The 21,222-nt window shown below is 69.0% G+C and carries 17 protein-coding genes; 8 read left to right on the forward strand and 9 right to left on the reverse strand.

Annotation, left to right across the window (positions count from 1 at the left end; all coding sequences use genetic code 11):
* Positions 1 to 24 precede the first annotated feature (24 nt).
* Together ACFXIV_RS20690 and ACFXIV_RS20695 are read right to left on the reverse strand one after the other, a co-directional pair.
* Positions 25 to 1,521 (reverse strand): DHA2 family efflux MFS transporter permease subunit, encoded by a 1,497-nt coding sequence (locus ACFXIV_RS20690; RefSeq protein ID WP_379394107.1) that lies wholly within the window; start codon positions 1,519 to 1,521, stop codon positions 25 to 27.
* Positions 1,522 to 1,533: 12 nt separating this feature from the next.
* A complete protein-coding gene (locus tag ACFXIV_RS20695; RefSeq protein WP_379394108.1) occupies positions 1,534 to 2,160 on the reverse strand; it encodes a PadR family transcriptional regulator in 627 nt (208 codons plus the stop codon).
* A gap of 246 nt (positions 2,161 to 2,406) precedes the next feature.
* Between ACFXIV_RS20695 and ACFXIV_RS20700 the strand changes: the two genes are divergently transcribed.
* Positions 2,407 to 2,529: a hypothetical protein gene (locus ACFXIV_RS20700; protein ID WP_379394109.1), complete on the forward strand. Its 123-nt coding sequence runs from the start codon at positions 2,407 to 2,409 to the stop codon at positions 2,527 to 2,529.
* Between the two features lie 82 nt (positions 2,530 to 2,611).
* On the opposite strand, the gene ACFXIV_RS20705 is transcribed toward ACFXIV_RS20700, so the two are convergent.
* Together ACFXIV_RS20705 and ACFXIV_RS20710 are read right to left on the reverse strand one after the other, a co-directional pair.
* A complete protein-coding gene (locus ACFXIV_RS20705) occupies positions 2,612 to 6,391 on the reverse strand; it encodes a multifunctional oxoglutarate decarboxylase/oxoglutarate dehydrogenase thiamine pyrophosphate-binding subunit/dihydrolipoyllysine-residue succinyltransferase subunit (RefSeq protein WP_379394110.1) in 3,780 nt (1,259 codons plus the stop codon).
* Positions 6,392 to 6,503: 112 nt separating this feature from the next.
* Entirely contained in the window at positions 6,504 to 10,250 is a 3,747-nt protein-coding gene (locus ACFXIV_RS20710; protein WP_379394111.1) for an ABC transporter ATP-binding protein, read from the reverse strand.
* 142 nt (positions 10,251 to 10,392) lie between these two features.
* Between ACFXIV_RS20710 and ACFXIV_RS20715 the strand changes: the two genes are divergently transcribed.
* On the forward strand, positions 10,393 to 10,926 hold the full coding sequence (locus ACFXIV_RS20715; protein WP_379394113.1) for a VOC family protein: 534 nt from the start codon (positions 10,393 to 10,395) through the stop codon (positions 10,924 to 10,926).
* On the opposite strand, the gene ACFXIV_RS20720 is transcribed toward ACFXIV_RS20715, so the two are convergent.
* The 3 genes from ACFXIV_RS20720 to ACFXIV_RS20730 form a co-directional block, all read right to left on the reverse strand.
* Complete coding sequence (locus tag ACFXIV_RS20720; protein WP_379394115.1) at positions 10,927 to 11,715, reverse strand: ABC transporter permease; 789 nt, start codon at positions 11,713 to 11,715, stop codon at positions 10,927 to 10,929.
* A 79-nt stretch (positions 11,716 to 11,794) separates the two neighbouring features.
* A complete protein-coding gene (locus ACFXIV_RS20725; RefSeq protein WP_379394117.1) occupies positions 11,795 to 12,742 on the reverse strand; it encodes an ABC transporter ATP-binding protein in 948 nt (315 codons plus the stop codon).
* On the reverse strand, positions 12,739 to 13,455 hold the full coding sequence (locus ACFXIV_RS20730; RefSeq protein WP_379394119.1) for a hypothetical protein: 717 nt from the start codon (positions 13,453 to 13,455) through the stop codon (positions 12,739 to 12,741). The genes ACFXIV_RS20725 and ACFXIV_RS20730 overlap by 4 nt, the downstream gene beginning before the upstream one ends.
* Positions 13,456 to 13,584: 129 nt before the next feature.
* Between ACFXIV_RS20730 and ACFXIV_RS20735 the strand changes: the two genes are divergently transcribed.
* Entirely contained in the window at positions 13,585 to 14,424 is an 840-nt protein-coding gene (locus ACFXIV_RS20735; protein WP_379394121.1) for a helix-turn-helix transcriptional regulator, read from the forward strand.
* A gap of 4 nt (positions 14,425 to 14,428) precedes the next feature.
* Positions 14,429 to 14,848, forward strand: coding sequence for a VOC family protein (locus ACFXIV_RS20740; protein ID WP_379394123.1), 420 nt, complete (start codon positions 14,429 to 14,431; stop codon positions 14,846 to 14,848).
* A gap of 5 nt (positions 14,849 to 14,853) precedes the next feature.
* Here ACFXIV_RS20740 and ACFXIV_RS20745 read toward each other — a convergent pair whose 3' ends face one another.
* Entirely contained in the window at positions 14,854 to 15,879 is a 1,026-nt protein-coding gene (locus ACFXIV_RS20745) for a glutathione S-transferase family protein (RefSeq protein ID WP_379394125.1), read from the reverse strand.
* 77 nt (positions 15,880 to 15,956) lie between these two features.
* On the opposite strand from ACFXIV_RS20745, the gene ACFXIV_RS20750 reads away from it, so the two are divergent.
* Both ACFXIV_RS20750 and ACFXIV_RS20755 read left to right on the forward strand, forming a co-directional pair.
* Positions 15,957 to 16,751, forward strand: a complete 795-nt coding sequence (locus tag ACFXIV_RS20750; RefSeq protein ID WP_379394127.1) for an enoyl-CoA hydratase/isomerase family protein — start codon at positions 15,957 to 15,959, stop codon at positions 16,749 to 16,751.
* Between the two features lie 353 nt (positions 16,752 to 17,104).
* Complete coding sequence (locus tag ACFXIV_RS20755; protein ID WP_379394129.1) at positions 17,105 to 18,343, forward strand: class I adenylate-forming enzyme family protein; 1,239 nt, start codon at positions 17,105 to 17,107, stop codon at positions 18,341 to 18,343.
* Positions 18,344 to 18,371: 28 nt separating this feature from the next.
* On the opposite strand, the gene ACFXIV_RS20760 is transcribed toward ACFXIV_RS20755, so the two are convergent.
* Positions 18,372 to 19,106 carry a tyrosine-protein phosphatase gene (locus tag ACFXIV_RS20760; RefSeq protein WP_379394131.1) on the reverse strand — a complete coding sequence of 245 codons (735 nt, stop codon included), beginning with the start codon at positions 19,104 to 19,106 and terminating at the stop codon, positions 18,372 to 18,374.
* A gap of 375 nt (positions 19,107 to 19,481) precedes the next feature.
* Here ACFXIV_RS20760 and ACFXIV_RS20765 point away from each other — a divergent pair, with 375 nt between their 5' ends.
* Positions 19,482 to 19,964, forward strand: coding sequence for a TetR family transcriptional regulator (locus ACFXIV_RS20765; protein WP_379394133.1), 483 nt, complete (start codon positions 19,482 to 19,484; stop codon positions 19,962 to 19,964).
* A gap of 65 nt (positions 19,965 to 20,029) precedes the next feature.
* Positions 20,030 to 21,208, forward strand: coding sequence for an amino acid deaminase/aldolase (locus tag ACFXIV_RS20770; RefSeq protein WP_379394135.1), 1,179 nt, complete (start codon positions 20,030 to 20,032; stop codon positions 21,206 to 21,208).
* The last annotated feature ends 14 nt before the right edge of the window (positions 21,209 to 21,222 follow it).

Genomic DNA, 21,222 nt, shown 5'->3' on the forward strand with positions numbered 1-21,222 from the left:
AGCGCTTTTCGAAAAGTCAGCGGATCAGTGCACCCCGATATCGGCCTTCGCCATATCGTCGCGCTCATCGCCCTCCGCCTTGCCGTGCCCGATGAACAGCGCCGAGGCGGCGACGCCGATCAACAGGATCAGGGCGGGCAGGTAGATGGACTGGCTCAGCGCGGTGCTGAGCTTCTCCAGGATGGGACCTCGGACCTCGGCCGGCAGGCTGCTCAGGCTCTTGCCGCCACCGCCCTCGCCGATCGGGCCGCTGGGCAGGCCCTGCGCCGAGATGCGAGCCGAGAGCAGTGCGCTGATCGTGGCCGAACCGAGCACCGAACCGATCTGACGGGTGGTGTTGTAGACGCCCGCTCCCGCACCGGCCTGCTGCACCGGCAGGTTGTGGGTGGCGGTGGTGGCCAGCGGCGCCCAGATGCAGGCATTGGCGATACCGGAGATGCCGCCGACGATCATGAACAGCGGGATCGAGCCGTCCGGCTTCATCAGGACGCCGAACCCGAACAGGGTCGCCGCGAAGAGCGCGAAACCGATGGTCGGAATGACGCGCGGCGCGACCTTGTCCGAGATCTTGCCGATGATCGGCGCGAACACACCGGTCAGAATCGCCATGGGCGCGAAGACCAGTGCCGAGCGCGTCGGCGTCATGTCGTGTACCTGCTGTAGATAGAAGTAGGCGGGCACGAACACGCTGGTCACCGCCGCGCCCATGGCCGCGATGGCCAGGTTGGACAGCGCGAAGTTGCGGTCCTTGAACAGGCTCAGCGGCACCAGCGGCTCACCGGTATTGCGAGCCTGGTTGACGATGAACAGCGCCAGCACCGCCACGCCGGCGATGATCATGGCCCAGATCCAGGCGTCCCAGTGGTGGCTGTTGCCCTCCTGGATGCCGAACACCAGCAGGAACATGCCGACGCCCGAGAGCACCACGCCGACCAGGTCGAACTTGTGGTCGTTGGTGGGCAGCGAGGGCACCAGCCAGACGGCCAGGGCGAAGGCGATGATGCCGATCGGCACGTTCACGTAGAAGATCCACTGCCAGCCCTGCCAGTCCACCAGCACGCCGCCCAGGATCGGGCCGACCAGGGTGGCCAGACCGGCCACGCCGCCCCACAGGCCCATGGCCGCGCCGCGCTTGTCCGGCGGGAAGGTGCGGGTGATGACCGCCATGGTCTGCGGCGTCATCAGCGCCGCGCCCAGGCCCTGCACGGCGCGGGCCGCGATCAGCATATTGATGCTCGTCGACTCCGCACACCACAGCGACGCCAGGGTGAACACGGCCAGGCCGCCGAGATAGATGGTCTTGGGGCCGAAGCGATCTCCGAGCCGGCCGGTGACCAGCAGCGGCACCGCGTAGGCCAGCAGGTAGGCGGACGTGACCCAGATGACCTGGGAGACATCGGCCTGCAGGTCCTTCATGATCGCCGGATTGGCCACCGCGACGATGGTCATGTCCAGCAGGATCATGAAGAACCCGACGACCAGCGCGTACAGCGCCAGCCACGGATTGCGTTGAGTGGACACGGATTCGGGTTCCTATCTCAGGGTGTGGTTCGTGATGTCGATGCGTTTGCCGGACTCGTCGAAGGTCTCCCATTCGATGTCGCCGCTCTCGATCTCGGCGATGAATCCACGCAGCCATTCGACTTCGGCGGTGTTCTGTGCGCGGATGTAGTCCACGCGGGCCCAGTACCGCCGCGGAACGTTGGAGGCGGCCGCCAGGTCGTGGATCGTATCGAGCTCGGCGAGCCGGGCGTCGATCGAGGCGACACGTTCTCGGAGGGCATCGATGACCTCGTCCAGGGGCAAGTTGTGCGCTTCGGCCAATCCGGTCACGAAGACCGGATACTCCCGGGCCGGCTCGCGCAGCAGGTCCCGGATCCGGGTGCGCAGCGCCTCGCGCCCGGCGGTCCGAATGCGGTAGGTGGTTCGTTCCGGCCGGTTGCCGGCCCGATCGGTGCTCTCGACGGTCAATAGTTCCTGGTCGGCCAGCCGGGCCACGGCGTGGTAGAGCGAGCCCGGTTTGATCTTCACGAACTCGTCCTCATGCCGGCTCAAGAGCAGTTGATACATCTCGTACGGGTGCATCGGACGTTCCTCCAGCAGCGCGAGGACCAGCATCGCCAAGGGCGTGAGTGCCGGTGTCGACTGCTTCCGGGTCACCTGGACCTCCCATTCCCGGTGACGCTATCGCGGGTCACCGACATCCTCCGTACCAAATATTCCACGTGGAATATACGACGCGGGACATGCTGGGGGCAACCCCGCCCCGCCACCCGCTCCTCTCTGTGATGACCATCACGACAATGACGAAATGCCTTGTCGCAGGCCATTTCCCGACAGGCCGCAAGTAATTCCGGCCGGTAGCATCAACTTTCGTTACGGAAGTAGCAGAAAGAGGTACACGCAATGTCCGATCAGGAATCGACCCAGGACACCGCCGCCACCGAGGGTATCGCCGCCATGATGGCGGTCTGGGACCTCGGGGGCTCGGACGACGCGAAGGCTCGAGGCGACGTGCAGGACAAGTAATCCCGCTCTGCCGCAACGAAAAAGCCGCCCGCCGGATCGAAAGATCCAGCGGGCGGCTTCGTTTCACCGCGATCCGGCCGAATTATGCGGTCGGGGAGAACGCCTCGTCGATGATCTCCTGCTGCTCCACCGCGTGCACCTTGGACGAACCCGAGGACGGGGCCGACATGGCGCGGCGCGAGATGCGGCGCAGCTTGCCGAAGCGGGCGGGCAGGATCTCCGGCAGGTTCAGGCCGAAGAACGGCCACGCGCCCTGGTTGGCCGGCTCCTCCTGGACCCACGCCAGATCGCCGGCGTTGGGGTACTGCTCCAGTGCCTCGTTCAGGCGGAACTTCGGAATCGGGTACAGCTGCTCGACGCGCACGATGGCCACGTCGTCGCGGTTGTGCTTCTTCTTCTCGGCCACCAGCTCGTAGTAGATCTTGCCGGAGGTGAGCAGCACGCGCTTGACCTTGGCGCGGTCGCCGTCGCCCGACTCGTAGGTGGGCTCCTCGAGCACGGTGCGGAACTTGTTGTCCGTGAAGTCCTCGACCTCGGAGATCACGGCCTTGTTGCGCAGCATGGACTTCGGGGTGAAGACCACCAGCGGGCGGCGGATGCCGTCCAGGGCGTGGCGGCGCAGCAGGTGGAAGTAGTTCGACGGGGTGGACGGAACCGCCACCGTCATCGAACCCTCGGCACACAGCTGCAGGAAGCGCTCGATACGACCCGAGGTGTGGTCCGGGCCCTGGCCCTCGTGACCGTGCGGCAGCAGCAGCACGACCTCGGAGAGCTGACCCCACTTGGCCTCACCGGAGGAGATGAACTCGTCGATGATGGACTGCGCGCCGTTGACGAAGTCACCGAACTGCGCCTCCCACAGGACGAGTGCGTCCGGGTTGCCCAGCGAGTAGCCGTACTCGAAACCGACAGCGGCGTACTCGGACAGCGCCGAGTCGTGCACCGCGAACCAGCCCGGGTTCTTCGACCCGATGTTGTGCAGCGGGGTGTACTCGTCACCGTTCTTGCGGTCGATGATCACCGAGTGCCGCTGCGAGAAGGTGCCGCGGCGGGAGTCCTGACCGGTCAGGCGGACGGCCTTGCCCTCGTCGACGAGCGTGCCGAAGGCCAGCAGCTCGGCCATGGCCCAGTCGACCTTGCCCTCGTAGGCCATCTCGCGGCGCTTCTCCAGCACCGGCTTGACGCGCGGGTGCACGCTGAAGCCCTCGGGCACGTTCACGAACGCGTCGCCGATGCGCTGCAGCACCGTCTTGTCCACGGAGGTCACCAGGTTCGGCGGCAGCTGCTGCTCGTCCTCGACCGACTCCGACGGCTCCGGCGGGAACTTCTCCAGCTCGCGCACCTCGTTGAAGATCCGCTCCAGCTGACCCTGGTAGTCACGCAGGGCGTCTTCGGCTTCCTTCATGGAGATGTCGCCACGGCCGATCAGGCTCTCGGTGTACGCCTTGCGGACCGAGCGCTTGGTGTCGATCACGTCGTACATGCCCGGCTGGGTCATCGACGGGTCGTCGCCCTCGTTGTGGCCGCGGCGGCGGTAGCAGATCATGTCGATCACGACGTCGCGCTTGAACTTCTGCTTGTAGTCGACGGCCAGCTTGGCCACCCACACACAGGCTTCCGGGTCGTCGCCGTTCACGTGGAAGATCGGGGCGCCGATGAACTTCGCGATGTCGGTGGAGTATTCGGTGGAGCGCGAGTACTCCGGCGCGGTGGTGAAACCGATCTGGTTGTTCACCACGATGTGCACGGTGCCGCCGGTGCGGTAGCCGCGCAGACCCGACAGGTTCAGGGTCTCGGCCACCACGCCCTGGCCGGCGAAGGCCGCGTCACCGTGCAGCATGAGCGGCACGACCGAGAACGAACGCGCCTCTTCACCCTTGGTGACGATGTCTTCCTTGGTGAGCAGGTCCTGCTTGGCGCGGACCAGACCCTCCAGCACCGGGTCGACGGCCTCGAGGTGCGAGGGGTTGGCGGTCAGCGAGACCTCGATCTCGTTGTCGCCGAACATCTGCAGGTAGGTGCCGCGCGCACCGAGGTGGTACTTCACGTCGCCGGAGCCGTGGGTGGCGGCCGGGTTCATGTTGCCCTCGAACTCGGTGAAGATCTTCGAGTAGGGCTTGCCGACGATATTGGCCAGCACGTTCAGGCGGCCGCGGTGCGGCATACCGATGATGACCTCGTCGAGGGCGTACTCGGCGCACTGGTCGATGACGGCGTCCATCATCGGGATGACCGACTCGGCGCCTTCCAGCGAGAAGCGCTTCTGGCCCACGTACTTGGTCTGCAGGAAGGTCTCGAACGCCTCGGCCGCATTGAGCCGGGACATGATGTACTTCTGCTCGGCCACAGTGGGTTTCGCGTGCTTCTGCTCCACGCGTTCCTGAATCCACTTGAGCTGCTCGGGATCCAGGATGTGGGTGTACTCCACACCCACGTGGCGGGCGTAGGCGTCGCGCAGGATGGACAGTACGTCGCGCAGCTTCATGCGCTCCTGGCCGTGGAAGCCCGCGACATTGAATTCGCGGTCCAGGTCCCACAGGGTCAGGCCGTGCTGGGTGACATCCAGGTCAGGGTGCGAGCGGAACTTGTCCTTCACCAGCCGCAGCGGGTCGGTATCGGCCATCAGGTGGCCGCGGCTGCGGTAGGCGTTGATCATCTCCTGCACGCGGGTCGACTTGTCGATGCCGCGTTCCTGAATGTCCTTGCGCCAGCGCACCGGCTCGTAGGGGACACCCATGCCGTGGAAGATCTCGTCGTAGAACTCGTCCGAGATCAGCAGGTTGTGGACCGTCCGCAGGAAGTCGCCGGACTCCGCGCCCTGGATGATGCGGTGGTCGTAGGTGGAGGTCAGGGTCATCAGCTTGCCGATACCCATCTCCGCGAGCTGCTGATCGCTCATGCCCTGGAACTCGGCCGGGTACTCCATGGCGCCCGCGCCGATGATCGCGCCCTGGCCCAGCATGAGGCGCGGCACCGAGTGGTTGGTGCCGATGGTGCCGGGGTTGGTCAGCGAGATGGTGACACCGGCGAAGTCGTCGTTGGTCAGCTTGCCGTCACGGGCGCGGCGCACGACGTCCTCGTACGCGCTGTGGAACTGCGCGAAGGTCATGCCCTCGGCGTTCTTGATGGCCGCGACCGCCAGCGCACGGCTGCCGTCCTTGCCCGGAAGGTCGATGGCCAGACCGAGATTGGTGTGCGCGGGGGTGACCGCGTTCGGCTTCCCGTCGACCTCGGCGAAGTGCCGGTTCATGTTCGGGAAGGCCTTGATGGCCTGCACGATGGCGTAACCCAGCAGGTGGGTGAAGGAGATCTTGCCACCGCGGGTACGGGCCAGGTGGTTGTTGATGACCAGGCGGTTGTCGATCATCAGCTTGGCCGGGATGGCACGCACCGAGGTCGCGGTGGGGATGGCCAGCGACGCCGACATGTTCTTGACGACGGCCGCGGCGGGACCGCGCAGCACCTTGGTCTCGTCCTCGGCGGTGGGCTTGGGGCCGCCCGAGGTCGGGGCCGCGTTGGAGCTGGGGGCGGGAGTGGTCTGGGGGGTGCGCACCTGGGCGGGGGCCGGGGCGGGGGCGGCCGGAGCGGGGGTGGCGACAGGGGTGGAATTCACGGCGGGGGCGCTCTGGGCGGGTCCGGGGGCAGTAGGCACTGCGGCGGGTGCCGGAGCGACGGCGGCGGCCGCCTGGCTGTTGTTACCAATCTCGGCAGTGTTCTCCGGCGTGTAGTCCGCCAGGAACTCGTGCCAGCTCTCATCGACGGACGAGGGGTCTTGCTTGTACTTCTGGTACATCTCGTCGACAAGCCACTGGTTCTGTCCGAACTGGTCTGTTGAGCTGCTCACAGCAGGTGTTCGCCTCATTTCGTTCTTCGCGCTGCGACGTTTGTGACGTGCCCGGCACGGGTAATCGGCGGATGCGCGCCGATGCGCCCCCACTGAGGATATGCCCACCCCTGTTCGCCGTCGGGCATGGCTACCACCGAGCGGACACATTCTCTGATGACGACTCGTCTTCGCCCGAGAATATTCCTTCCGTCGCCTGCGCCGCAGCCCACAAGCGCGAGTACGGGCCCTGTGCCGCGAGGAGTTCGTCGTGGCCGCCGATTTCGCTGATCCGGCCGTGCTGGACGACGGCGATCCGATCGGCCTGGGCGGCGGTCGCCAGCCGGTGCGCGACGATGACCGAGGTGCGGCCGCGCGTCACCGATTCGTTCGCGACCAGCACCGATGCCTCGGCAGCCGGATCCAGCACGGCCGTGGCCTCGTCGAGCAGCAGCAGATCGGGGCGGACCAGTTCGGCGCGGGCCAGGGCGATGAGCTGCCGCTGACCGGCGGAGAGCCCGCGTCCGCGTTCACCGACCGGCTGCCGCATGCCCCGGGGTAGGGCGGTGATGGTGTCCAGCGCCCCGACCGCGGCCGCGGCCGCCTCGATTTCCCCGGGACTCGCAAAAGGTTTGCCAAATGCAATGTTGCTGGCGATGTCGCCGGTGAACAGGTGAGCTTCCTGAGGGACCACGCCGAGCCGCGAGCGGAACTCGGCGAGCCGATAGTCGCGAATATCCACGCCGTCCACGCGAATTGCGCCGGTGCCGTCAGGATCATGGCCACTGTCATGCATATCCGCTATGGAGAACGGCGTAACACTGCCGGAAAGTTCGTGATTCCCGTCACCCGGTGTCCGGGCCGTGTGGTCACCCGGTGTCCGGGGCATGTCATAGAGCCGGGCGAGCAGCTTCACGATGGTCGACTTGCCCGCGCCGGTCTCGCCGACCAGCGCCAGGCTGCCGCCCGCCGGGATGGTCAGGCTGACGCCCTCGAGCGCGGGCCGCACCGCGCCCGGGTACTGGAAGCGGACATTGTCGAAGACGACCTCCCCGCGCAGCCGCCCGTCGATGAGCGCCGCGTCCGCGGGGTCCGGCGCGATGGATGACCGGGTCCGCAACAGTTCCCCGATGCGCCGCAACCCCACTCGCGCCTGCTGATACCCGTCGAACAGCTGCGAGAGCTGCATGATCGGCCCGAACAGCAGCTGCAGGTAGAGCACGAACGCCACCAGCGTGCCCGGCGTGGTGGACCCGTGCGCGACCGCCCACGCCCCGGTGAAGACCACCGACGCCAGCGCCAGATCCGCCCACATGCCGACGAAGGCGAAGAAGGTGGCGATGGCCCGCTGGGCCCGCATCCGGCTGACCCGGAAATTGTCGGAGTACCCGGCGAACCGGCGTGCGGAGCTGGCCTCGTGCCGATTGGCCTGCACCACCCGCAGGCCCGCGACATTCTCGGCGAAGTCGGCGTTCACCGTGGCCGAATGTTCGCGCGCGGCACTGTAGGCGGAATCGGAGACCTTGCGGAACCACCAGGTGGCCAGGAGCAGCGGCGGCAGCGTCACGAACACGACCAGCGCCAGCTGGAAGTCGATCACCAGCAGTGCCACCGCGATGCCGGCCACCGTCAGCAGCGCGACGAGCGCGTCCGGCAGTCCGGTCTGCATGAAGGTGGACAGGGCGTCGATGTCGGTCGTCATCCGGGTCATGATGCGGCCGGACAGTTCTCGCTCGTAGAAGTCGAGCCCGAGCCGCTGCAGGTGGGCATAGCTGCGGACCCGCAGCCCGAAGAGCACACGCTCCCCGGCCCGGTTGCTCCACAGCAGTGAGGTCGAGGCGACCAGCCAGCCGAGCCCGACCAGCACGGTCCCGATCACGGTGGCCTGCACCAGCGCCCAGCCGTCATGCTTGCCGACGCCCGAGTCCACCGCGTACCGCACCACGGACGGGAAGCCCACGCCCACCACCGCGTTCAGCGCGAGCAGCACCATGGTGCCGGCGACCAGCCACTTCACCAACCGCAGCGCATGACTCAGCCGGAAGCCCGGGTCGGGCTCGCGCAGCTCGGCCGCATCCAGGCCCGGCCGCTCGGCGGCCGGCGGCAGCTTCCCCAGCACCCGCCGCACTTCCGCCGGTGTGTCCCGATCGACCGAATGCCGGCTTCCGGCAGCCGTTTCCGCGGTCATGTCCGGCGCGTCCGCAATCACCGGCACCTGCCCATCGCCGGATTCCGGTGCGGGCAGCCGGATCACGCGGTCGGCGTGGGCGAGGGTGGATTCGCGGTGGGCCAGAATCAGGGTGGTGCGTCCGGAATCGGCGGGGAGGGAGGCGAAGATGGCGGCCTCGGTGACGGCGTCCACCGCGGAGGTGGCGTCGTCGAGGACCAGGATGCGCGGGTCGGCGAGCAGGGCGCGGGCCAATGCGATGCGCTGGCGCTGACCGCCGGAGAGAGTCAGGCCGCGTTCGCCGACCACGGTCTCGTAGCCGTCGGGCAGGGCGTTGATGAAGTCGTCGGCCGCAGCCTGTTTGGCGGCGGCCTGGATCTCCGCCTCGGTGGAATCGGGCCGGCCGAGGGCGATATTGGCGGCGATGGTGTCCGAGAGCAGGAAGGCCTCGTCGAAGACCACGCCGACCGCCGAGCGCAGGTCGGCGGCGCGCAGTTCGGCGATGTCGGCGCGGGAGTCCTTGCCGTACAGGGTGATCCGGCCGGAGCCGGGGGAGTAGAAGCGGGGCAGCAGCAGGCTCAGGGTGGATTTGCCCGAGCCCGCCGGGCCGATGACGGCCACCGTCTCGCCGGGTGCGATGTTCAGTGTGAAGTTGCGCAGCACGGGCCGGCCGGGCTCGAAACCGAAGGTGAGATCGTCGATTTCGATGCCGAGCGGTCCCTCGGGCACCTCCACCGGGTGCTCCGGATCGATGCGTTCGGGCGCGCTGTCGATGACCTGGTTCACGCGTTCGGCCGCCGCGCGCGTCAGCTGCGCCATGACCACCACATACGACACGATCCGGGTGGAGTTGGTCATCGTCGACACGTAGGCGACGAAGGCCAGGAAGGTGCCGAGCCCGATGCTGCCGTGGAAGGCGAGCAGCCCGCCCGCCGCGATCACCGCGACCAGACCGGCCTGCGGAATCGATCCCAGGGTGGGGCTGAAACGGGCGTCGATATGGGCGGCGCGCATGCGCTCGGCATACAACGTGCGGCCGTGCTGCTCGAGCACGTCGACCATCCGGGCCTCCTGCCCGAAGCCCTTCACCACGCGCACGCCGGTGACGGTCTCCTCGACGTGCTGGGCCAGGTCGGCGGCGCGCTGCTGCGCGGACCAGGTGGCCGCGTACAGCCGCGGCCGCACCCGGTAGACCACCAGCGCCAGCACCGGCACCACCAGCAGCGCGGCCAGGGCCAGCGGCGGCGAGAGCCACAGCATGACGCCCGCGGCCAGCACGAACTGCAGTGCCGCCACCGCGGACCAGGGGCCCATCGCCAGCAGGCCCTGCACCAGGGTCAGGTCGCTGATCGAGCGCGAGATGACCTGCCCGGTGCGCAGCCCGTCCTGTCCGGGCCCGTCCAGCCGTTGCAGCGCGGACAGCAGATCCACGCGCAGTTCGTGCTGGACGTCGAGGGCGAGCCGCCCGGCGAGCATGCGCCGCCCGAACGAGGCGAGGAAGCGGCCGACCGCGAGCACGCCCAGTGCCACGGCCATGGCCGCGATGATGCCGGTGTTCCCGGCGGTCGCGCCGTCGAGGGCGCGCTTGGCCAGCAGCGGCCCGGTCACCTCCACGACCGCCCCGAGCACGATGGCCAGCCCCAGCCCGGACAGCATCCACGGGTGCCGGGCGCACCGTTCCCACAACCTGCGCAGCCAGCCGCGCACCCTATCCACATCCTTCGAAGTCATCCCGGAGAACAACTGTCTCCCCACCCCCACTTTGTTCCCGTCGTCCTGCCGCCCTGTCCAGTGTGCCGGGACGGTGGCTTGTGCGGCGCGGCACGCCGTGGTCGGCTGGATCGTCACGGTCCTTCGAAACGGAGTCGCCCCCATGCCGATTCAGCGTCTCAATCACGCCGTCCTGTTCGTCTCCGACGTGGAGCGCTCGGTCGCCTTCTACAGCGAGGTACTGGGCTTTCGCCGGCTGCCCGGCGGATTCCCGGGAGGGGCGTTCCTGCAGGCGGCCGGGTCGGCCAACGACCACGACCTGGGTCTGTTCCAGTCGCCGGACCCGTCGGCCCCGCACCGCACCGGCCGGGTCGGCCTCTATCACCTGGCGTGGGAGGTGGACACGCTGAGCGAACTACAGCGGGTGCGCGACGCCCTGGTCGCGGCGGGCGCGCTCACCGGGGCTTCCGACCACGCCTCCACCAAGGCGCTCTACGCCGCCGACCCCGACGGCATCGAATTCGAGGTCTGCTGGCTGGTTCCCGACGCCGCGGTGGAAGCGGAGCTGGCCGCCATGACCGCGCCGAGCCTCCCGCTGGACCTGCCGGGCCTCATCGCGAAGTACGGCGCGGACACGCCCGGCGGCCCGCGCACCGATCACGAGGTGTGGCGGCGGTTGTTCTCCGGCCGTGCCTGATCAGAGGTCGCGGCGGGTGAGCATCCACCAGGCGGCCGCACCCGCCGCGGCGCTCCACAGCACCAGCAGCGCCATGGCGGCCGGGGTCGGCGCGATGAGCGCGCTCTTGGCGTAACGGCCGCCGCTGATCGCCCCGACCGTCGAGGACACCGGCAGGATGGCCGCCAGCCCACCGAATCCGATGGCGCGCGCGGTGATCCAGATCAGCGGCTCCAGCACGGCCCAGCCCAGCACGGCGGCCAGCGCCCGGGTGGGCGAGCGCAGCACGACACCGATCGCGGTGCCGATCACCGCCCAGCACACCGCCGCCAGCGCCACCCCGATCAGCACGCCGAAGAAGCCGCCGTCCAGGGGCACCCGAGAGCCGCCGGCCAGCCGCATGGCGGCCCCGCCCAGCACCTCCATCAGCAGCACGGTGCCGAGCGAGAACGCCCCCGCCACCGCGAGTTTCGCGCCGAGCAGCAGGGTGCGGTCGGGGGTGTACAGCGAGCTCATCGCCAGCGATCCGGACTGGAGTTCGGTGCCGGCACCCAGCGCCCCGAAGGTGGCCGCGGCCGCGACCGTGAGCACCAGCACCCAGGTGGTCAGCAGCGCCGCCCAGCCGGATCCGGAGCTGAAGCCCTGCGCATGCTGGTCGCCGGGCTGGAATCCGGTGCCCAGCGCCACGAACGCGATCACGCCCGCCACGATGACCCCGCCGCCGATCAGCCAGTTCGACCGCACCGAAGTCACCTTCCGCACTTCGGAATTCGCGGCCCGGACCACCACCGGCGGCACAGTGAGGATCATCGAATGTCCTTTCGTGGGAGGTCGTCGATCCGGCGACGGACCGTGCTCCCATGGCGGATAGCGGTGTGGCGCAACGACTTCACCGGTAGGTCCGGTAGGCGGCCGGGCCCGGGTACCCAGGCGCCGGGGGCCCGCTGTGGGTGAGGGCGGCCAGGACCTGATCGGGATGAATGTGTTCGGGGGTGATCTCGGTGAGCTGGACGCGGGCCGTGGAGGCGGCCGATTCCAGTTGCGAGAGCGAGGCTTCCGCGATGGCGAGGCGGCCGTCGGGCCGCATGACCGCGTCGGTGAAGCCCTGCGCGGCCAGGGTGGTGGCCAGCGCGATCGGGCTGGAGGCCTTCACCAGCAGCCGGTCCGGGTGGCTGCGGCGCAGCCGGGCCGGGCTGCCCTGGTAGGCGATGCGGCCGTGGTCCAGCACGAGCAGCTCGTCGGCGATGGGCAGCACGGTGCTGAGCATGCGGGAGGTGAGCAGCACGGTGCCGCCGCGGCGGGCGTGGCCGCGCAGATAGTCGTTGAGCCAGGCGGTCTCCCCGATATCGAGCCCGGCGGCCGGATCGTCGAGTACCAGCAGCGGCGGATCGCCGAGCAGCGCGACGGCCAGCGCCAGCCGGGTCCGCATGCCCTCCGGCAGGCCGCCGATGCGCTGGTCGGCGGCATCGGTGAGCCGCACCAGCGCCAGCAGTTCCTCCGCCCGGGCATCGGAAACGCCTGCGGCGGAGGCATAGACGAGCAGCTGGGCGAACACCCGGCGGGCCGGGTGCAGGCCGCGCGGATTCAGCATGGCGCCCACCACCTGGCGTCCGGCCCGCACGCCGGAGCCGGGTCCGCCCACGCTCGCGGTGCCGGAGGTGGGGGTGAGCAGTCCGAGCAGCATGCGCAGCACCGTGGACTTGCCCGCGCCGTGCGGGCCCACCAGGGCGGCCACCTTGCCGGCGGGCACCACGAAGCTCACGTCCTCGACCGCGGTGACGCTTTCGAAGGTCTTGGTCAGGCCCCCGGCGGCGAAGGCGAGCGGCCGCGCGCTCACGGCTGCAGGTTCCGGGTCGGCGCCTCCACCGCGGGCAGCGGATCGGCGTCGATGACCAGGGGCTGGGGCCAGGTCAGCGGCGGCGCGCCGAACGCCTTGCGGGCATTGTCGACCACGCCGCGCCCGATCGCCCGGTTGCCGAATCCGCCGATGGCCGCGCCGATTCCGGCCGGAATCACCTTGCCGACCATGAGCGCGCCGCGTTTGGCGATGAACTGGATCATGAAGCGTTTGAGCAGTGAATCGTTCATGGCGCTCAGGCCCGGGATCTTGCCCGCCAGCAGCCCGCCCCAGTTCGCGGCCGAGTGCCCGACGCTCTTCTGCACGATCTCCATGCCGCTCTCGCCGAGCACCACGGCAAGCACCAGGGCGCGGCGGCGCTCCTTGTCCTCGGGCGCGACTCTGTGCACGGCCGCCACCGCCAGGGTGAACACCGCGGACGCCTCCAGGAAGAAGGCGGTCTCCGCGCTCATGGCCGCCAGCGACGCCACCGTCCCGACGCCCGGCACCGCCGCGGTCGCGCCGACCGCCGTGCCGGAGGTGGTGACGGTTTTGAGGTAGAGCTTTTCGATGCGCGCGATGATCTGCGCGGGCGTCTCACCTGGATGCGCATCCCGCAGCTTGCCCACGTATTTCGTGACAGCCGGGGCCTGTACCTGGGACCCGTTGTCGAGCAGCGAGACGACCGCTTTTTCGAGCCCGGTCTTGAACATCGACGACAACCCCTTCTTCGTGCGGTCCTCCAGACCGAACTCTATGGCACTTCGACAACGATTCGCGAGATAGACCGGTTCCGGACGGGAGGGTCCCATGCCGGAGACCATCGGCCTAGGGTGGACGGCGTGGCAGGCGTGTCCGAAGGCGCGTCGGGACTGCCCGACCCCCGATTGCGCGCGTACGTCCTCGGGTACGAGGGCTATCTGTTGCACGGCTTCGCGCCGGGTACGCATGTCGGGATGCCCGCGGCGGCGCTGACCGTGATCATCACCATCGACGAGCCCATTCACGTGCCGGTGTCCTCGCATCCGGAGCAGGCGGGCGGTCACTGGGACATGCTGGCCAGTGGGCTCACGGTGCGGCCGGCGGTGATCGCGCACAACGGGTTCCAGCACGGGGTACAGCTGAACCTGACGCCGCTGGGCTGCCGGGCGCTGTTCGGGATGCCCGCGGCGGCGCTCGGGTCGTGGATCGTGGATCTGGCCGACGTGCTCGGGCCGCGCGCGACGGAGTTGCGGGAGCGGCTGTCGTCGGTGCGCTCGTGGCCGCGGCGCTTCGCCGTCATCGATGAAATCCTGCTGCGCCAGGTGGATCCGGTGCGCTGGGCTGCCGAGCTGACCCACGCCTGGACGCTGCTGTCGGGCCCCGACCCGGCGGTGCGGGTGGCCGCCGTGGCCGACGAGATCGGCTGGAGCCGAAGACATCTCGGCAGCCGCTTCAGCGCCGAATTCGGCATCACCCCCAAGGACGCCGCCCGGGTGGCGCGCTTCGAACGCTCGCACCGCCTGCTGCGGGACCCGATCCTGCCCCCGCTCGCGGAGGTGGCGGCCGCCGCCGGGTACTACGACCAGGCGCACATGGCCCGCGAATGGCGGGAACTCGCGGGCATGCCGCCGTCGGTGTGGCGGGAACGCGAGGAGTTCCCATTCGTCCAAGACCAGCAGGCCGCCGAGGTCGGAGGCTAGTCCCATGAGCGAAACGACAACCCCCATCGAGACCGGCACCGTCGTCTGGCCGACCCTGGTCTACCGCGACGCCCCGGCCGCCATCGCATTCCTGGAGCGGGCCTTCGGCTTCGAGACCACCGCCCGCTACGACGAGGGCGACACCGTCGCGCACGCCGAACTCGCCTGGCCCGGCGGCGGCGCCATCATGCTCGGCGGCGTCCGCGAGGGCATGGCGCTGGACTGCCAGCCGCCCGGCGTCGGCTCGGTGTACATCGCCGTCGACGACGCGGACGCCCTGTACGCCCGGGCGCAGGCCGCGGGCGCCACCATCACCCGTGAGCTGCGCGATGAAACCGATTACGAGTCACGGGGTTTCACCTGCCGCGACCCCGAAGGCGTCTATTGGAGCTTCGGCACCTACCGGGGCGCGGCCGGCGAGTAGCCGGGTCAGGCCGGGGCGTGTCCTGCGGGGACGCGCTCGGCCTCGACCGGCGGGGGCGGCGGGGTGCCGTCGCCGAAGGGCCTGCCGCCCAAGGCTTCCCGGCCGTGCGGGGTCAGCCAGTTGCCGAGCTCGGGCCCCTTGGGCACCACCCGGGTCGGGTTGATGTCGGTGTGCACGATGTAGTAGTGCTGCTTGATCTGCACGAAGTCGATCGTGTCGCCGAACCCGGGGGTCTGGTAGAGGTCGCGGGCGTAGGCCCACAGCACCGGCATCTCGGTGAGTTTCTGCCGATTGCACTTGAAATGGCCGTGATAGACCGGATCGAACCGGGCCAGTGTCGTGAACAGCCGGACGTCGGCCTCGGTGATGGTGTCGCCAACCAGGTACCGCTGGGTCGCCAGTCGCTCGGACAGCCAGTCGAGTGCGGTGAAGAGCCGGTCGTAGGCGGCGTCGTAGGCGTCCTGCCCGCCCGCGAACCCGCACCGGTACACGCCGTTGTTGACCTCGGTGTAGACGCGGCGGTTCACCGAATCTATCTCCGCGCGAAGGTCTTCCGGATACAGCCGCGGCGCGCCGGGCCGGTGGTACTGCGCCCACTCGGTGGAGAAGTCGAGGGTCATCTGCGCGTAGTCGTTGGTGACGACCGCGCCGGTGCGCTCGTCCACGATGGCGGGCACGGTGATGCCGCGCGGATAGTCGGGGAACCGCATGAAGTAGGCGTCCTGCAGGAAGTGGATGCCCAGCACCGGATCCACCTCGCCCGGATCCAGATCGAAGGTCCAGCTGCGCTTGTCGTGGGTGGGCCCGCACAGTCCCAGCGACAGCACCGATTCCAGTCCGAGCAGCCGCCGCACGATGAGCGTGCGATTGGCCCATGGACAAGCCCGCGCCGCCACCAGCCGATACCGGCCGGGCTCGACCGGATACCCGTCTCGGCCGTCGGCGGTGATCCGCGTTTCGATGTAGTTCGTATCGCGCTTGAATTCGCCCGGTTCGACGTAGGTCCCCGGCTCGGATTTCGAGGTCGTCACATGATCAGGCTAGTTGCCTCCGCGAAATTTCCCTTCCGCTCTGTCGCAAAAGTAAGCGTCCGCATACATTCAGGGTCATGACTGACTCGAAGCCCACCCGCCTGGAGCGCATCGTCACCGACGGCGGCGCGGACGCGGCGATCCTCACCATCGACAATCCGCCGCTGAACCTCTTCGACAAGGCCCTGATGGACACGCTGGCCGTGGATATCGACGAGCTCTCGGCGAATCCGCCCCGCGCGCTGCTGATCCGCGCCGACGGCAAGCTGGTCTCCGGCGGCGTCGACGTGCACGTCTTCGACGGCCTGTCGGAGGAGGAGGGCGCGCAGCTGTGGCGGACCCTGTTCGCGCGCATCATCCACCCGCTCGAGGCGCTGCCCTGCCCGGTCATCTTCGCCGCGCACTCGCTGACCCTGACCGCGGCCTTCGAGATGTCGCTGGCCTGCGACATCATTCTGGCCGCGCCCAAGGCCAAGTTCGGCCTGGTGGAGACCGTGGTGGGCCTGACCCCGTCGATGGGCGGCCCGCAGCGGCTGGCCGAGCGCGCCGGTTCCGGCCGCGCCCGCGAGTTCGTCATGACCGGTGACACCTACTCCGCCGCCACCATGGCCGAGTGGGGTGTGGTCAATGCGGTGCACGAGGATGTCGACACCGCGGCCCGGGCGCTGCTGGCCCGGCTCGCCGAGGGCCCGACCCGCGCGCACGCCGCCACCAAGGCGATCATCGAGGCCTGGCGCTCCGGTGGTGTGGCGCACGCGGATTCGGTGACTCCCGAGGTGTCCGGGCAACTTTTCGGCACCGCGGATCTGCGGGGCGCGGTGCGCAGCTTCCTCGAGGTCGGCCCCGGAAAGGCCACGTATACAGGCCAGTAGGCGCCGATCGGCCGGGCCGCGGCCGCGCTTCCGCTGGAAGAACCGGATCGACTGTGCGCGTCCGGGCGTGTCGTCTGCCGCCCGGGCGTGTCAAGCCTGTTACCTGCACTGGTATGGGATCGGGGGTGGCACGAGACCGCCCGGCGGGGAATCCCGGTGCGACTGTTGCGAAGCCACCGCAGAATCGATGTTTCCGCAGGCTCGATCGGGGGAATGTGGGGTTGACCGAGCGGCGATCTGTTTCCGTGGTGTGAAAGCCTGACATCCGTTTGCCGACAATCCGCCCATCGATGTGATCTGCATCATATAGTCACTCTTGCCTGCAGGGCTTCGAGGTACCCGGAGGGACGACGATGTCGCAGTTACTCGTGGAATATCCGCAGACGCGAAACGGCTGGTGCGACAACCCGCTTGCCCGCGCCGCCGACGGCATCCTGCGCTATGGCAACCTCACGCCCGCGCTCACCGAACTCCTCGACGTCCAGGTTCACACCTTCGCCGCCCGCGAGGCCGTGGTCGAGATCGGCGGCCCCCGGCTCACCTACCGCGAACTCTGGTACTCGGCCTCCCGCATTGCCGGCGGCCTGCAGGAACACGGCATCGGCTACGGCGACCGGGTCGCGGTCCGCATGCCGGTCGGCGCCCGCTGGGTGCAGGCGTTCCTGGGCGCGCTGCTCTCCGGGGCGGTGCCGGTGCTGGTTCACGACGGGCTGCCGGATGCCGTGGCGGACCGCGTGATTCACGATGCCTGCGCCGACTTCGTGCTCGACGGCGGCGGCCGCGCGGCGGGCTTCCGTGACGCGCTGCCCGACGGCGCGGCCTTCATCGACGACGGCGCGTCCCTCGGCGAACTGGCATTGCTCAGCTACACCAGCCCCTGCTCCGGGGCGGGCCCGCGCGGGGTGGAGCTGACCAACGAGAACCTCCTCTCCGCGGTCCGTTCCGTGGTCGGCGCGCTGGATCTGCCCACCGACGGCCTGCGCAATCTGGTGCTGCTGCCGCTCGCGCACGCCAGCGGCTGCGTCGACCAGCTGCTGCCCACCTTCGCGGTCGGCGGCACCGTGGTGCTCACCCCCGACCGGTCCGCGGTGCCGGAAGCCCTTGTCGCCGAACGCATCGACATGGTCGCCGCGACCCCGCGCATCTTCGCCGGCCTGCTGCCCGGCCTGGCCGGGCTGCGGGTGGAGCGGGTGCGGCAGATCTGCAGTGCCGGGCATCGCGCCGAACTGGCCGCGGCCGACCCGGCCACCTCCGAATCCGTCGCCAACTCCCTGCGCGCGGTCTTCCCGGAGGCCCGGCAGTGGTCGGTGTGGGGTGCGACCGAGACCTCCGGCATCGGGCTGGCCCGTGACGACACCGCTCCGGGCCGGGACGCGCTCGGATTCGCCTTCGGCGGAACCGAACTCGCGCTGTGGGGCCCGCTCGCGGCCGTCGGCCACGGCGAGCTGCTGTGCCGGGGGCCGAATGTCAGCCCCCGCTACTGGAACGACCCGCAGACCACCGAGTCCCGCTTCACCGGCTCCTGGTTCCACACCGGAAACCAGGTCAGCATCGACCGCAACGGCCTGGTCCGCCGGTCGGACGCGGACTGATCGCGCGCCGCCACGACAGCCGCAGCGATCAGACGAGCATCCGGGCACGCAGCGCGTCGCGCAGCTCCTGGGTGATGCCGATCTCGGCAAGATAGCCGTCCAGGCCGCCGTACATGGCATTCATGGAGTTGGTGCCCGACTCCAGGTATTCGGGGCGGACGCCGAGCAGATCGTCGGAGAGTTCCTCGTCGGTGCCCGCGGTCATCAACGCGCGCAGGGTGGGGACAGCGTCATTGCTGCGCAGGTAATCGGCGTAGATGTCCTCTTCGGTGACATCGATCGCCCGCAGCAGTGTGGCCACGGCCCAGCCGGTGCGGTCCTTGCCCGCGGCGCAGTGCACCAGCGCGGTCCCACTCAGCACGGAGCCGGCGAGCGACCGGATGGCGACGTGCGCCTCGGGCAGGGCGGGAAAGAGCCGGTAGACCTCGAGCATGTGGCCGGAGGCGCTGCTGTGGCGGCGCGCCTCGTGCGGCGGGGTCTCGCCCATGCGGGGGTCGAAGGGGGTGACCTTCAAACGCACGCCGTCCGGGACGACGTCGTGGCCGATGTGGTCGATCTCGGCGAACCCGCGCAGGTCGTGGACATCGGTGACGCCCAGCCTGCCGAGGGTGGTGAGGCCCGTCTCGTCGAGCCGGCTGAGCTGGGCGGACCGCAGCAGCACTCCGTCCCGCACGGTGGAACCGCCCGCGGTGCGGGCGCCGCCGAGATCGCGGAAATTGAAGGTGCCGGAGATCAGGAATTGGTCATGGCGCGCAGAAGTCACCCGGTCAGGCTATCGGTGGGCGGGTAACGCCAGAGTGTCGAACAGTGGAGCGTTGTGGGTTCACGCACACCCGCTATGTTTCATCGCACACCCGCCGATAAAATACCGTCCGGTCCAAACAACGGCTTTACCGGGCGCTTGTTCAATTTGATCATTCCCATCCGGTCGCGGGCCTGTTCCAATTAGGTAACAAAACATTCTTGAGGTATGGAATCGGCTATCAAAGCTGGTTGCCGGGCCAGAAAAAGACGTAACATCGATACCCGTTGAACGGGTACGTCGGCGTACAAGCCGGAGATCAGTGCCGATCTGCAACACCCGTTGAGCGAGCCGCGCAGGCGAGGTGCGCGAGTTCTTTGCCAAAGGGAGTCGTCGTTGAGCGCAAGTGGAGAAATCACCCAGGTCGGACTTCGTCCGGCCATGACCGAGGCCATCGAGACTGCGGCCGTGTCGCTTGATTTCAGGGGTAATCGTGCCCTGCGCATCCTGCTGCACGCGGGACTCAGCACGCTGTGGCCGATCTTGAAATCCTCCCCGGACCGGCAGATCCGGGCCTACGAGTCCACCCTGGCGGTGCTGCGGCGGCGTTGGGAGAACCAGGCCACCTGTGTCCCGGACCCGGTCGCCACGGCCATGTTCCGGGAGCTGGACGCCGACGTGACGTCCTTCCTGGACCACTGTGCCCGCCGCTCGGGCACCCAGTGGCTGGAACCGGTGGATGCCATCGCCGCCTATCTGCTGGCCGTCATCCAGGGCATGGTGCTGCGCTGGCTGGCCGACTGTGATGACGAGATCTCGCTGGTGGTGCTGGACGACCTGGTCTCGTACCTGTCGACCAAGGCCGTCGACCTGCCCTGACACACCCGGCCTGGCCCGAAAACTTAATGCTGGACGCATGACCAGGTTCATGGTCGAATGATCTGGTGACCGATTCGTCGCCGATCAGCGGGCTGCACGCGGCCACCGCTGACCTCGAACCTCCGCTCGCCGCGGTCGATATGACCGCCCTGCGCGCCAATGCCGACGATCTGGTGCGCCGCGCCCGCGGCGTCCCGATCCGGGTGGCCAGTAAATCCGTGCGCTGCCGCGCCGTTCTCGAGGAAGTCCTCGGGCCCAAGCTCACCGCCTCCGGCGGCTTCGCGGGCATCATGGGTTACTCACTGCGCGAAGCCATCTGGCTGGTCCGGGAGGGCGCGCGCGATGTACTGCTCGGCTATCCCACCGCCGACCGGCACGCCCTGGCGGAACTCGCCTCCGACCAGTTGCTGCTCGACTCCATCACCCTCATGGTCGACGACACCGCCCAGCTGGACCTGATTCGCGAGGCCGTCGGCGGTGAAAAGGTCGCTCCCCGTGTGTGTCTGGATGTGGACGCCTCCCTGCGCCTCGGCCCGCTGCACCTCGGTGTGCGCCGTTCGCCCATCCGCACCCCCGAGCAGGCCGCCCGGCTGGCCGCCGAAACCCGTTCCCGCGGTTTCCGGGTCGTCGGCGTGATGACCTACGAGGCTCAGATCGCGGGTCTGCCGGACACCAATCCCGCTGTGCGCCTGGTGAAGTGGGCGTCCGCGACGGAGATCGGGAAGCGCCGCCGCCAGGTGCTGGAGGCGGTGCGGTCGACGGTCGGTGAACTCGAGCTGGTCAACTCCGGCGGCACCGGGTCCATCGAGGTCAGCATTACCGACCCGGGCGTCACCGAGGTGACCGCGGGTTCGGGCCTGTACCTGCCGACCCTGTTCGACGGCTACCGCAATCTGGCGCCGCGGCCGTCCATGTACTTCGCCACGCCGGTGCTGCGCCGGCCGGCGCCGGGCATCGCCACCGTCTTCTCCGGCGGCTACATCGCCTCCGGGCCGACGGGGGCGTCGCGGGTGCCGAAACCGGTGTGGCCCTTGGGCTTGAAACTGATCGGGACCGAGGGCGCGGGCGAGGTGCAGACCCCGCTGACGGGCGCCGGCGGCCTGGAGATCGGCGACCGGGTCTGGTTCCGGCACGCCAAGGCGGGCGAGCTGTGCGAGCGCTTCAACGAGGTGCATCTGATCGACGGGGACGGCAGCCGCACCACGGTGCCCACCTATCGCGGTGAAGGGCACTGCTTCGGCTGAGCCGAGGGAGCCGG

The organism is Nocardia sp. NPDC059236, assembly GCF_042754085.1.
Lineage (GTDB): Bacteria > Actinomycetota > Actinomycetes > Mycobacteriales > Mycobacteriaceae > Nocardia.